This window comes from Microbulbifer halophilus, from assembly GCF_026183675.1.
Taxonomy (GTDB): domain Bacteria; phylum Pseudomonadota; class Gammaproteobacteria; order Pseudomonadales; family Cellvibrionaceae; genus Microbulbifer; species Microbulbifer halophilus.
Window position 1 is genome coordinate 8,254 of sequence record NZ_JAPIVK010000020.1, and the last position, 13,146, is coordinate 21,399.

The following is a 13,146-nucleotide window of genomic DNA, read 5'->3' on the forward strand; positions in this document are numbered from 1 at the left end:
CGCCGCCGCGTCCAGGGGGCCGCGGATCGCCAGCAACTGGCAGACGTTGTAGGCGGCGCTCTCCGGCTCCAGCTGCTGCAGGAACCAGAGGCGCCGCTGGGCCGGGGACATCGGCTGGGGCCGGGCGCGGTCGACGCTGGGTACGGCGGGCGCCCCGCCACTGGCCGGCTGCGGCGCTTTCCCCGGCCGCAGTGCCGCAGCCAGGGCCCGCGGCGTCGGGTTTTCCAGCAGCAGCCGCGGGGTCAGTGCCAAATCCAGTTTGCGCGCGCGGGCGACCAGCTGCAGGCTGAGGATGGAGTCGCCGCCGGCGCGGAAGAAGTCGTCGTCCGCGCCCAGCTCGGGCCTGTCCAGCAGTTCGCGGAACAGGTCGCGCAGCTGGCGGATATTCGGGTCACCGGCCAGCTCCGCCTCCGCGGCCATGGTCCGCAGCCGGCCGTCGGCGGCCACCTGGCGCGGGGTCAGGCGCAGCCCGGCGCCGGCCGCCAGGGCGATCAGGCGCAGACTGAGGATGGAGTCGCCGCCGAGCAGGAAGAAGTCGTCCTCCGGTCCCAACTGTTCCACCGGCAGCAGCCGGCGCCAGATCTCCGCCAGCTGCGCCTCGGTTTCGGTCAGCGGGCGCTCTTCCGCCTTTTCCCGGGACAGGCCGGTTTCCGGGAGGGGCAGCGCGCGCCGGTCCAGCTTGCCGTTGGCATTCAGTGGCAGGCGCTCCAGCGGTATCCAGTGGGCCGGCACCAGGTAGTCGGGCAGCTGTTCGCGCATCCGCGCCCGCAGCGCCTCCAGCTCGAAATCCTCCCCTTGTGCCTCCAGGTAGGCCACCAGCTGCCGGCCGCGATCCAGTTCCGGGGCCAGCACGGCGGCGGCGGCGACCTCCGGCTGCTCGCCCAGCCAGCGCGCCGCCTCCCCGGGCTCCACCCGGTAGCCGCGGATCTTGACCTGGTCGTCCGTGCGGCCGAGGAATTCCAGTTCGCCGCGGACGTTGACCCGCACAAGGTCGCCGGTGCGATAGCAGCGGCCGCCGTCCGCCGCCGGCGGGAAGGCGGTGGCGGTCAGTTTGGGCCGGCGCCAGTAGCCCAGCGCCAGTTGCGGCCCGCGGATGTGCAGTTCCCCGGCGGCCCCCCGCGGCACCGGGTTGCCGTCGCCGTCGAGCACCAGCAGGCGGCAGCCGGGCAGCGGCGTGCCCAGGGGCAGGTAGGGGCCGGCGGACTCCGTATCCGGCTCCAGCGGCTGGCAGCAGACGCCCACGGTGGCCTCGGACGGGCCGTAGTGGTTGACGATGCGCAGCTGCGGCGCCAGGGCGCGCAGCTGCTCTGCCAGTTCTGCCTCCAGACCCTCGCCGCCCAGCACCAGGGTGTGGCGGGGCAGCAGCCGCCGCGGCTCGTCCACCGCCAGCAGTCCCTTCAGGTGGGACGGCGCTATCTTGAGGCAGTCCAGGGGCTCGCGGGCCAGGTAGTCCGCCAGCGCCGGCGGGTCGAAGGCCCAGTCCGGGTCCGGCAGCACCAGGGTGCCGCCGCTGTACAGGGCGCCGGCCACGGCGGTCAGTCCCAGGTCCGCGGCCACCGTGGCCGGCGTACCCCAGCGCGCGTCCGCGGGCAGTTGCAGCCGCCCGGAGACGGCGGCGGCGTAGTGGGCGATAGCGCCGTGGCTGACCAGCACGCCCTTGGGCCGGCCGGTGGAGCCGGAGGTGTAGAGCAGGTAGGCGGGGGCCCCGGCGCGGCTGTGGCTCTCCTCTCCATCGGGTTCGCCTTCGGGCCAGCGGTCCAGTATCAGCGTCGGCAAGTCGCCGACCAGTTGCGGGTCCGGGCAGGCGAGCACCGCCAGGGCACAGTCGCTGTCCCCCAGCAGTTGTCGCAAGCGCCCGGCCGGCTGCGCCGGGTCCAGGAATACCGCCACCGCCCCCAGGCGCCAGCAGGCCAGGGTGGCGGCGACCTGCAGCGGGGTGCGCTCCAGGCACAGGGCCACGCGGTCGCCCTCCCCCGCACCTTGGTCGCGCAACCGCCGCGCCAGCGCCGCGGCCGCCCGGGCCAGTTGCCGATAGCTGTAGCGGCCGTCCGGGGAGTCCAGGGCGCAGGCGTCCGGCTGCCGCCGGGCCAGTGCCTCCAGCCGCCGGTCCAGCAGCTGCGGGGGCTCCGCAAGCGCGGGGGCGCTGAGATCGCTGACGGCCCCGGCCCAGCGCAGTTCGGACAGGCGCAGGCGGGGATCTGCCAGGACCTGCTCGAACAGCTGCTGCAGGTGCGCGAGCATCTGTTCGGCGGTGGCGCGCTCGAACAGTTCGTCGCTGTACTCCAGGTCCAGGCGCAGGCGGCCGTCCGCCAGTTCCACCAGGCGCAGGGTCAGGTCGAAGCGGGCGTGCTGCTGCTCCGGCTCGACCATCTCCACTTCCGCGCCGGGCAGCTGGAAGCTGCGGCTCTCCGGCAGGCTCAGCTGCACGAACATGGCCCGGAACAGGGGTTCGCCGCCGGTGCGGCCGAGCAGCGCGGGCAGCTGCTCGAAGGGGAGGTCCGGGTGGTCGAAGGCGTCCGCGGTGATGCGGCGGCTGCGCTTCAGGGATTCGGAGAAATCCGGATCGCCACCCAGGTCGTGGCGCAGCACCAGGGTATTGAGCAGCGGGCCTATCAGCGGCGCCAGCTCCGGTCGCCCGCGGTTGGCGATGGAGCTGCCCAGGCAGAGCTCGCGGTCGCCGCTGTAGGCGGCCAGCAGCCAGGCGAAGGCGGTCTGGCCATAGATATACAGGGTGGCGCCGCTGTCCCTGGCGGCGCGGCGGATGCCCTCGCTCAGGCCCGGCTCCAGCGGGCGACTGAGGTTGCCGCCGCTGAAGCGGCGGCCGGCGGCGGGAGGGCGCGGCCGGTCCAGCGGCAGGTTGAGTGCCTCCGGGGCGCCGTCCAGCACCTGGCGCCAGTGTTCGCACTGGGCGCGGTAGTCGTCGCTGTCCATCCACTCCCGCTGCCACAGGGCGTAGTCCCGGTACTGCACCGGCAGCGCCTCCAGCCGGGGCGCCTCGCCGGCCAGTTCCGCCCGGTAGCATTCGGCCACCTCCCGGTTGAGCTGCTGCGCGGACCAGGCGTCGAAGGCGATATGGTGGATGGTGAAAAAGAGCCAGTGGTCGCCGTCGCCGGTGCCGTACACGCGGATGCGCAGCGGCGGTTCCCGCTCCAGGTCGAAGCGCTGCGCCAGCTGCCGCCGGTACTCGGCCCGACACCAGGCGGCGCTGTCACCCGCTACCTCTGCCGGTTCCACCTTCAGCGCCGGCACCCAGTCGCGCAACACCTCCTGCAGGGCCTCGTCGTCCCCGCCGGCGATGTAGCGGCTGCGCAGTATCTCGTGGCGTCCGATTACCTGTGCGGTGGCGCGCTCGAGGGCGTCCAGGTCCAGTTGGCCGCGGAAGCGCAGTACCGAACAGAGGTTGTAGAGGGCCCGTTCGCTGAGTTCCTCCGCGGCCAGAAAGCGTTGCTGGGCCTGAGAAAGCGGGTATTGCTCCGGTTCCCCGGCGGGCCGGGCGGCGATGGGCAGGCGCCAGGCGTCTATGCCCTGGGCCGCCAGGCGGGCGCGGAAGTCGCGGCGCTTCTCCGCCGGCAGCGCCGCCAGGCGGCGGGCGATATCCATTGGGTCGGGTCGGTTCATTTCTGTCTCTTCGTCATTCCTCGAATTCCGCCAGCAGCTGGCTCATCGTATCCAGCTCCTCCCGGGCGCGGCCGCCGGCCGCTTCCACCTGTTGCGCCAGGGCGGCGATGGTGGGGGCCTCGAACAGGGCGCGCAGGTCCGGCCTGACGCCGAACTCCCGCTCCACCCGGCCGATCAGGCGCATGGCCAGCAGGGAGTGGCCGCCCAGCTCGAAGAAGCTGTCCCCGATACCCACCCGGGGCAGCCCCAGCAGCTCGCCCCAGATTTCCGCCAGCCGTTCCTGCACCGGCGTGGCCGGGGGCACATAGGCGCTGCTGGCCAGGTCCTGTTCCTGCGGGCGCGGCAGCGCGCGGCGGTCGATCTTGCCGTTGCTGTTGAGCGGAAAGCGCGCCACCGGCACCAGCGCGAAGGGCACCATATAGGCGGGCAGGCGCCGTTTCAGGTAGTCGCGGAGGGCGACCGTATCCGTCTCCCCGTCCGCCTGTATCCAGGCGATCAGGCGCTGCTGCCCATCGGCCATGGCCAGCGCGTCCCCCACTCCGGGGTATTCCCGCAGCAGGGATTCGATCTCCCCGGGCTCGATGCGGAAACCGCGCACCTTGATCTGGAAGTCGCTGCGACCGATGCACACCAGGGTGCCGTCGGCGCGGCGGCGCGCCAGGTCGCCGGTGCGGTACATGCGGCCGCCGGGGACGCCCGAGAAGGGATCCGGCAGAAAGGCGCCGGCGGTCAGCCCGGCGGCGGCGCGGTAGCCGCGGGCCACGCCGTCGCCGGCGATATAGAGTTCCCCGGTGGCCCCCGGGGGCACCGGCTGCAGGCAGTCGTCCAGCAGGTAGCAGCGGGTGTTGGCCAGCGCCGAGCCGATCGGCACCACCCCCCCCTGCCCGCCGTCCACCGGCTGCGCGGTGGACCAGACGGTGGTCTCCGTGGGGCCGTACATGGCGGTCAGGCGCACGCCCAGTCGGCGCAGGCGATCGGCCAGTTCCCCGGGCACCGCCTCGCCGCCGATCAGGCCGCGGATCGCCGGCCAGCCGCTGTCCCGGTGCGCCAGCAGCAGCTGCCAGCTGGCCGGGGTGCCCTGGAAGACCGAGGCCTTCTGCAGTTCTTCGAACAGCGCGGCGCCGTCGGTGGCCAGCTTCGGCGTCACCAGCCGCACCCGGGCGCCGCGCACCAGCGGCAGGAACAGCTCCGGCTTGGACATATCGAAGGCGCAGGTGGTGGTGGCCAGCCAGCAGTCCCCCGCCTCCAGCGGCAGCCGGCGCTCCATCGCGCAGAGGAAATTGGCGAAGTTGGCGCGGCTGATCTGCACCCCCTTGGGGCGGCCGGTGGAGCCGGAGGTGTAGATCACGTAGGCCAGCTGCTCCGGGTGCCAGGCCGGCTGCGGATCGGAATCCGGTTGGTCCTCCAGGCACAGCCGGTCCAGGGCGACGCTCTCCCCGGCTATTTCCGGCAGGGTGGATTCCGTCAGGCACAGGGCCGGCCGGGCGTGCGCCGCGATGGCCGCCAGGCGCTCCGCCGGATGGGACGGGTCCAGGGGCACATAGGCGGCCCCGACCTTCTGCACCGCCAGCAGCGCCGGCAGTAGATGCGAGCCTCGCTCCAGGTGCACGGCCACCAGCCGGTCCCGCCCCGTGCCGCGCTGCCGCAGCCAGTGGGCCAGGCGGTTGGCGCGCCGGTTCAGCTCGCGGTAGCTCAGGGACCAGTCCCGGGACTCGGCGGCGACGGCGTCGGGGCTGGACGCCGCCTGTTGCTCGAAGCGGCCCACCAGGTCGCCCCGCCGCCAGTCCAGGGGGACATCGGTGCGGTTCCACTGCGCCGCCGGCATTTCCCGCTCCAGGGCCAGTTGGCACAGCCGCGCTTCCGGTTGCGCCAGCATCGCCTCCAGCAGGCGCAGATAGTGCTGCCCGTAGCGGGCCGCGGTGGCGGGCAGGAACAGTTCGGTGCTGTACTCCAGGGTGCAGTGCCAGCCCTCGCCGATCCGCTCCACCTGCAGGGCGATATCCCCCAACACGAAATCGTTTTCCACCGCCAGCCGCCGGGCCGGCAGGCCGCCGAATTCGCCCGCCTCATCGACGGGCAGCTGGATCAGGTTGAACAGGGCCTGGAACAGGGGCGGGCGGCTCGGATCCCGCTCCACCGCGAGGGCGTCCACCAGTTCCTCGAAGGGCACGTCCTGGTGCTGCTGGGCATCCAGCAGCGTCCGCCGCACCTGCTGCCAGAGCGCCTCCACCGGCTGCCGCGGTGCCAGCGAGCAGCGCAGCACCTGGGTGGTGGCGAAGTAGCCGATCAGTTGTTCGGTGTGTCCGTGGTGCCGCTGGGCCACCGGCACTCCCAGCCAGAGGTCCCGCTGGCCGCTGTAGCGGGACAGCAGCAGCTGCCAGGCCGCCACCAGCGGCACGAAGGCGGTCAGCCCCTCCCGGCGGCAGGTTTCGTCGATCCGCTCCGCCAGCGCCGGCGGCAGCGGGAAGCGGTGGCGGCTGCCGCTGTGGCTCGGGTGCGCCGGGCGCGGGAAGTCCGCGGGCAGGTCCAGCAGTGGCGGCTCGCCGGCCAGCTGTTTCTTCCAGTACGCCAGTTGCCCGTCGATCCGCGCGCGGCCCGCGGGTCCCTGCCACCAGGCGGCCACGTCGGCGAACTGCACCGGCAGTGGCGCCAGCGCGGTCCGCTCTCCGGTGTGGTGCCGGCGGTAGAGGGCCCCCAGCTCCCGCACCAGTATTTCCAGGGACCAGGCATCGGCGGCCATATGGTGCACGGTGAGCTGGAGCACATCCGCCCCTTCCGGCAGCCGGTACACCGCCAGGCGCCAGAGGGGGCCGCGCTCCAGGTCGAACTCTCCCGCCGCCTCGGCGCCCAGCAGTCCGGGCAGCTCTTCTTCGGCGCAGGGCAGCGGCGGGCGCGGCGCGCCGGCGGCCTCGGGCTCCAGCAGCAGCTGCAGCAGCTGGCCGTCACGCTCGGCGAATACGCTGCGCAGGCTGTGCTGGCGCTCCGCCAGCTCCACGGCCGCGGCGCGCAGGGCGCGGGGCTCCAGTTCCCCGTCCAGGCGCAGGGCCAGGGAGAGATTGTAGGCCCGGCTGCCGCCCTCGAAGCGGTGGATAAACCACAGCCGCTGCTGGGTGGGGAGCATGGGCGCGGGGCCGCTCTCCCCGCGCCGGGGTATGGTTTCCACCGCCCCGCCTTCCGCCAGGGTACCGGCGAGGTCCGACAACAGCGGCCGCTCGAACACCCGGCGCAGGGGCAACTGCAGGCCGTGGCGCTCGCCCAGTCGGGCCACCACCCGGGCAGCCAGCAGGGAGTGACCGCCGAGGGCGAAGAAATCGTCGTCCGGGCCGACGCTGTCCCGCTCCAGCACCTCCCGCCAGATCTCCGCCAGCCGCTGCTCCCAGGGGGTCATGGCGCGGTCGGCGGATCCGGACTCAGGGGCCTCCGGCGCCGGCAGTGCGCGGCGGTCCACCTTGCCGCTGGCGTTCTGCGGCAGCGCCGCCAGGGGCACCAGTTGGGCCGGGACCATGTACTCGGGCAGGCGCGCGGCCAGGTGCTGCGACAGTTCCGCTTCGGTGCCGGGGCCGCTGTAGTAGGCCGCCAGGCGGGCGCGGTCGCCCTCGCCGAACACCGCCGCCGCGGCGGCCTCCACCCCGGGGTGGGTTTCCAGTACCGCCTCTATCTCCCCCAGTTCGATGCGGAATCCGCGCAGCTTGACCTGGAAGTCCCGCCGTCCCAGGTATTCGAGGGCGCCGCCGGCCACGCGCACCCGGTCGCCGGTACGGTACATGCGCGCGCCTGGCACCGGGCTGAAGGGGTCCGGCAGGAAGGCGACGGCAGTCAGCGCCGGGGCGCCGAAATAGCCGCGGCCCAGGCCGCCGCCGGCCAGATAGAGCTCGCCGGCAGCGCCCGGGGGCACCGGGCGCAGCTGGTCGTCGAGCACATAGCAGGCGCTGTTGGCCACCGGATTGCCGATGGGTACCTGCAGCGGCACGTCCTCCGGCTGCACGGCCTGGAAGCTGGCATAGACGGTGGCCTCGGTGGGCCCGTAGCCGTTGATCAGCGCCGCGCCGCGTTCGACGATGGCCCCGGCCAGGGCACCGGGCAGTGCCTCGCCGCCGGCGATGGCGCGGATGCCGTTCCAGGGCCGGCGACTGTGACTGACCAGCAGGCGCCAACTGGCCGGGGTGGCCTGGACCACGGTGATTTTGTGCCGCTCCAGCAGCCGGTCGATGGCCGCCGGGTCGCGGGCCTGGTGGCGGTCCGCCAGCACCGCCGTGGCGCCGGCGGCCAGGGGCGCGAGCAACTCCACCACGGCGATATCGAAGGTGCAGGTGGTGAGCGCCAGTACCCGGTCGCCGGCGCCCAGTTCGAGGCGCCGATCGAGTTCCGCCAGCAGGTTGGCGAGATTGCCGCGGGTGATGGCGACGCCCTTGGGGCGGCCGGTGGAGCCGGAGGTGTAGAGGAGGTAGGCCAGGTGCTCGGGACTCGGATCGCGGCCATGGGCGGATGGCCGCGCCGCCGCTCCTACAGAGTGGGATTCCCCTTCCAGTTCGGATAGAGCCGCGGTGGGTACCGGCGGGTTGGGATCGCGGCCAGCGGCCGCTCCCGGCCGGGCCGCTCCTATAGCGCCGTCGTCACACAGCAGCAAAGTCGGGGCCGCCTGCGCCAATATCTCCCGGTTGCGCTGCGCCGGCTGCGCCGGGTCCAACGGAACGTAGGCGGCGCCCGCCTTGAGCACCGCCACCATGGCCATGGGCAGGGACAGGCCCCGCTCCAGGCACAGGGCCACGCGGTCCTCCGGGCCTATGCCGCGGCCGCGCAGGGCCCCGGCCCAGCGGTCGGTGATCCGGTCCAGCTCGCCGTAGTCCAGCGCCGAATCCCCGGCCGCCAGGGCGATCTGTTCGGGGGCCCCGGCCGCGCAGCGGCGGAAGCGTTGCAGCCAGCCCTCCACCGGCGACCCGGCGCCGCGCAGGACAGCCCCGCGGTCCGCGGGCAGTGACAATTCTCCACAGGGCATCTGCGGCCGCTGCACCAGCGCGGCGAGCAGCTCGCGATAGTAGTCGGCCATGGCGGCCACGGTGGCCTCGCGGAAGAGGTCGCTGCTGTATTCGAAGTGCAGTTCGAAGCCGCTGTCGCTCTCGTGGACATCCAGCTTCAGGTCGCACATGGCGGTGTCCGGGCGGCTGTCCACCGCCTCGGCCAGCAGGTCGCCCAGGTCGAAGCGGTCCAGGGCCATGCCCGGCAGGTAGTTGAACATCGCCTGGAACAGCGGGTTGTAGCTGAGCTGACGCTCCAGGCCCAGCTGCTCCACCAGGTAGTCGAACGGCAGGTCCTGATGCGCCTGGGCTTCCCGGGACTGCCGGTGCACCCGCTCCAGTAGCGCCTGCACGGATTCGTCCGCGCGCAGCCGGGTGCGGTAGACCAGGGTGTTGACGAAGCAGCCGACCAGCGGCTGGACCGCCGGCCGGTGGCGGTTGGCCACCGGCACCCCCACGAGAATGTCGTCGCTGCCGCTGAAACGGTGCAACAGCAGTTGGAAGGCGGCGAGCAGCGTGGCGAAGCTGCCCCGGCCGCGCTGACGGTCAAACGCTTTAACCTGTTTCGCCAGCGCCGCCGGCAGCGCCACACTGTGGCGTCCGCCGCACCAGCCGGCGCGCTCGGGTCGGGGAAAGTCGGCGGGGAGCTCCAGGGGCTGTCTCTCGCCGTCCAGTTGCTCCCGCCAGTAGGCCAGTTGGCGGCGGCATTCCTCGCCCTGCATCCACCGGCGCTGCCACAGGGCGAAGTCCGCGTACTGCAGCGGCAGGGGTTCGCGGGCCGGCGCGGCGCCGTCGGCGAGGGCGCGGTAGTGGCCGCAGAAGGCCTCGATCATCAGGCGCAGGGACCAGCCGTCGGCGACGATATGGTGGCAGTTGATGGCCAGCACATGCTCCTGTGGTCCCAGCCGGTAGAGGCGCGCCCGCAGTAGCGGCCCCCGCTCCAGCTCGAACGGGGCCCCGGCATCGGCGCGCAATGCGCCGCGCAGCGCGACCTCCAGGTCGCCCTCCTCGGCCAGGTCCACCAGCGGCAGCTCCACCTTCAGCTCGTCCTCGATCACCTGGACCGGCGCGCCGTCGCGGTTGGCAAAGCGGGTGCGCAGCACCTCGTGGTCGTCCACCAGCAGTTGCAGGGCGCGGCGCAGGCAGTGGCTGTCCACCTCGCCCAGCAGGCGCACCGCGCCGGGCAGGTTGTAGGCGGGGCTCTCCGGTTCCAGCTGCTGCAGGAACCACATGCGCTGCTGGGCGTAGGAGAGGGGCAGTACTTCCGGCCGGGGGCCCGGCTCTGGGCCCGGGTCGCCGGCGCCCTCCCCTTCCGACAGCCATTCCGCCATGGCGGCGACCGTGGGGTGCTCGAAGACCGCGCGCAGGGGAATCTCGCGGTCCAGTTGCCGGCTCAGCTGGCCGATCAGTTGGGTGGCGAGCAGCGAGTGGCCGCCCAGTTCGAAGAAGTTGTCGCCGGTGCCGACCCGCTCCAGGCCGAGCAGTTCCCGCCAGACTTCCGCCAGTTGTTCCTCCAGCGGGGTCCGCGGGGCCCGGTAGCCGGCGGCGCTCTGGGCAGAGAAGTCCGGTGCCGGCAGGGCCTTGCGATCCACCTTGCCGTTGGCGTTGAGGGGCAGGCGCGGCAGCAGGACGAAGGCCGCCGGCACCATGTAGTCCGGCAGGGCCTCGGCGGTGAAGCGGCGGAGCTGGTCGATTTCGGGTTGGGGTTCCGCCACCAGGTAGGCGACCAGCACGGCGGCGCGGCGCTCGTCCCGGCGGGCCAGTACCACCGCTTCGCGCACCTGCGGGTGCCGGTGCAGGCGGCTCTCGATCTCGCCCGGTTCGATGCGGTAGCCGCGCACTTTGACCTGGTGGTCCGCGCGGCCGACGTATTCCAGCTCGCCACCGGGCAGCAGGCGGGCCAGGTCGCCGGTGCGGTAGAGGCGCGAGCCGTCGGCGGCGAAGGGATCGGGCACGAAGGCGGCGGCGGTGCGGGCGGGCTCCCCGAGGTAGCCGCGCCCGACGCCGGTGCCGGCCACGCAGATTTCCCCCACCGCGCCCTCGGGCAGCAGTTCCAGGCGGTCGTTGAGCAGGTAGAGGCGGTTGTTGAGGGTGGCGCGGCCGATGGGCACATTGTGGGCCGAGTCCGGCAGCCGGCCGGCCAGCGGATGGAAAGCCACGTCGTCGGAGCACTCCGCCGGGCCGTAGGCGTTCATCATCGGCACCCGCGGGAAGCGCTCACTCCAGCGGCGGGCCAGAACCGGTGGCAGGGCCTCGCCGGTGGGCAGCAGCCAGCGCAGGCTGGCGAGGTCGGCGGCTTCACCGGCGGAGTCCAGGATCCCCTGCATCAGCGAGGGCACTATCTCCAGGATGGTGATACCCCGCTCCCGCACCGCTTCCACCAGCGCCTGCGGGTCCTGGGCCACGCAGTCCGGCAGTATCTCGGTCTGCGCCCCCAGGATGGCGCCTGTGAGGCACTGCCAGACGGAAATGTCGAAGCACTGGGAGGCGGTCTGGGCGATGACATCCCCGCCTGCCAACGCCAGGCCGGGGGTTTTGCCCAGCATATTGTTGAGCATCCCTTCCCGGGTCACCATGGCCCCCTTCGGGGTGCCGGTGGAGCCGGAGGTGAAGATCACATAGGCCAGGTTGGCCGGCGATACCGCAACCCGGGGATTTTCGCAGTCGCGCAGCGGCTGGGCTTCCAGATCGAACACCAGCCGCGCCGGCGCATTGGGTATTTCAAGGGACTCGAACTCCCGGCCGCACAGCAGCAGCGCCGGGCGGCCCTGTGCCAGCACCGCAGCGAGGCGCTGTGGCGGGTGGGCGGGGTCCAGGGGCATCCAGGCGCCGCCGGCCTTGAGTACCGCGACGATTGCCACCACCAGTGCCGGGCCGCGCTCGTCGAGCAGGGCAACGAGTCTGTCCGGTCCCACACCGCGGTCGATCAACTGTTCTGCCAGCAGGTTGGCGCGGGTGTTCAGTTCGCCGTAGCTGAGGCTGCAGTCGCGGTAGCGGAGGGCCACCCGCTGCGGATGCCGCTGTGCGCGCTCCTCGAGTCGCGCCACATAGTCCGCTCCCAGCGGCATCCGCGGGCCCGGGGCCCAGTCGCGCAGCTGGCGCTGGCGCTCGCCGCCGGCGAGCATCGGCAGTTCCGCCAGGCGGGTGTCCCGCTCCGCTTCCAGGCTCTCGCCCAGGCGCAGCAGCAGCGCGGTGAAATGTTCCAGCATCCGCTCCACCGGGGGGCCGGCGAAACGGTCGGTCTGGTAGGTGATCTGCAGGTGCAGCCGCTCGCCGGGGATGACCACCGCGGTCAGGGGGTAGTTGGTGTGGGTGCGGTTGGCGGCGTCGCGGACGACAAATTCCAGGTTTTCCCGATTGAGCCCCGCGTCCATGGGGGCGTTTTCGAACACGAACAGGCTGTGGAACAGCTCGCCGTCCACCTGGCTCCACTGCTGGATCTGCGCCAGGGAGACCGTTTCGTGTTCGCGCAGCGCGAGGTTTTCCCGCTGCAATGCCTGCAGCCAGGGGCCCGGGGCCTCGTCGCCGCGGACCCGCCAGCGCAGCGGCAGGGTGTTGATAAACAGGCCGACGATGGATTCCATGCCCGCCAGTTCCGCGGGGCGGCCGGCCACGGTGACGCCAAAAAGTACGTCGCTATTGCCGCTGTAGCGGGACAGCAGCAGGGCCCAGGCGCCCTGCACCAGGGTGTTGAGGGTGATATTGACGCGGCCGGCGACCCGCTGCAGTTGCGCCGTCTGTTCGGCGGACAACCGGTGCACGCAGTCCACCACCGGTTCCGGGGCGTCCAGTCCGGGACGCTCGATGCCCAGGGGCGTCGGCTCGTCGAAGTCGGCCAGCCGGCCCTGCCAGAAGGCCCGGTGGTCCTCCGGGTTCTTCTGTTCCAGCCAGCGGATGAAGTCCCGGTAGGGGCGGGGTTTGGGCAGTTGCAGGGATTCCCCGCGGCAGAGGGCGCGGTAGTGGCCGAGGAAGTCCATCATGATGATGGAGAAGCACCAGGCGTCCATCAGGATATGGTGGTAGCTGCGCACGAACTGGTAGGTGTCCGGCGCCAGCCTGAACAGGCGCACCCGCATCAGCGGCGGGCGGGTGAAGTCGAAGCCGCGCTCGCGCTCTTCGCGCAGCAGTTCCTCCAGGCGTCGCTCCTGGGTGTCCGGGTCCAGGTGCGACCAGTCCCGGTACTCCACCGGCAGTTCCACCCGCCGGTGCACCACCTGCAGCGGGCGCTTCTGCTTCTGCCACACGAAGGAGGTGCGCAACAGTTCGTGGCGCTCCACGACCTTTTCCCAGGCCTCGCGGAAAAGCGCCAGGTCCAGGTCCGCCATTTCCATGACGTGGCGGTACTGCAGCAGGTACATGCCCTTGTCCGGGTGCATCAGGCTGTGGAACAGCAGCCCCTGCTGCATGGGCGCCAGCGGGTAGATGCTCTCGATATTTCTGGAGATGGACTTGGCCTTGTCGCTCATTGCGCTTCTCTGCTCTGCAAATTCGAAAAAAGCTTTACTGGATGGGC

Annotated in this window: 2 protein-coding genes; both read right to left on the minus strand. The window is 72.1% G+C overall.

Features of this window, described 5'->3' with window-relative positions; all coding sequences use genetic code 11:
* The coding region (locus OQE62_RS11730; protein WP_265722227.1) for an amino acid adenylation domain-containing protein at positions 1-3,618 on the minus strand (3,618 nt) is incomplete at its 3' end.
* Positions 3,619-3,631: 13 nt separating this feature from the next.
* Positions 3,632-13,099 carry a non-ribosomal peptide synthetase gene (locus OQE62_RS11735; RefSeq protein WP_265722228.1) on the minus strand — a complete coding sequence of 3,156 codons (9,468 nt, stop codon included), beginning with the start codon at positions 13,097-13,099 and terminating at the stop codon, positions 3,632-3,634.
* Positions 13,100-13,146: the final 47 nt, after the last annotated feature.